This window comes from Paenibacillus sp. IHBB 3054, from assembly GCF_051594305.1.
GTDB lineage: Bacteria > Bacillota > Bacilli > Paenibacillales > Paenibacillaceae > Paenibacillus_AQ.
The window spans coordinates 1-1062 of sequence record NZ_JBOFBG010000124.1 but is presented as its reverse complement, the minus strand read 5'-3'; the positions used below and the strand labels follow the sequence as shown (position 1 = coordinate 1062).

2 protein-coding genes are annotated in these 1062 nt (G+C 47.3%); both read left to right on the top strand.

Annotation, left to right across the window (positions count from 1 at the left end):
* The coding region (locus tag ACQ76X_RS35985) for a hypothetical protein (protein ID WP_438498680.1) at positions 1–478 on the top strand (478 nt) is incomplete at its 5' end.
* A 131-nt stretch (positions 479–609) separates the two neighbouring features.
* A partial coding sequence (locus ACQ76X_RS35980) for a hypothetical protein (RefSeq protein WP_438498679.1) occupies positions 610–1062 on the top strand: 453 nt, incomplete at its 3' end.

Here is a 1062-nt window from a genome sequence, read left to right as displayed (position 1 = left end):
GGGGACCATTTTAGAGAAACCGACTGGAAATATCACAGTAAAGGACAGCAAAGGCCAGGTCATGTATCAGCAAGCCTATCGTGCGGATTCCATTTATGCGGGTACAACCGCAGATATGGTCTATATCTTGGATAATAAGTTACTGCTGCCGGATACATACGAGGTTACTTATAATGCAACGTTCTCTGGGCAGACCATTAGCCGCACCTTTTCGTTTTCAGTCACTCCTGAACAGTCCAGAGCTTCCCAGGCGTCATTGACAGAGGCAGGGAAGATTGAAGTGACTCAGACCTTCTGGGATTGGTTAGAGCTACACATATGGGTTGTGGTGATCGTGTTAGTAGTCATTATTTTCATTTTCGTCTTCTTGTTCTGGCTCCTGCTCCTGCTGTGGAAACGCAAAAAAGAAAAGGAAGAGCAGAAGACAGCCCCTGTACCATCCAGCGCAGATCCGGGTGACAAAGAGGTCAACCTGTAGAGAGCAAATTCCAATCCTGGAGTTTGCTTTTTTGTTTCTTATTTTCAGAACGTTTGAAGGGAGGTGGTTGTCCGGAGCCTGTTCACTTGGTTGATTGACTCAGAACAATAAATAAGGAGGAATAGCAAAACATGAAAAAATGGATAATGTCGATGCTGATGGCCATGCTCGTAACGCTCCCGTTCTCCTCTGCCTTTGCTGCAGATGAATCGGAGGTTGTGGTCACTGGTGCAGGTCTGCAAATGACTCAGACGAAGCCGATCTTTACCGATATCACACTGGACATAAAGCAAAACCAAACGTCAGCAGCGACCAGTAATTTGAACGTTTTGGATGCGAGAGGGACTGCAGCGGGTTGGGGAATTGTGCTACGGGCCACCGATTTTAAACTGACGAAGATGGTTAGTGGACAAGCTATTGACTTTGTCATTCCTGCATCTTCGGTATCCTTCTCTACCCAGTACAAGAATGCTGTTGTTGGAACACCTATTGATTTTAAGGCCGCAAAGGGAGAACTAGCAAGTCACCAGGTGCTCTCTTCGGAGGACAGCCGGATCGTAGGGGTGATCCCTTCGGAGGGGGCA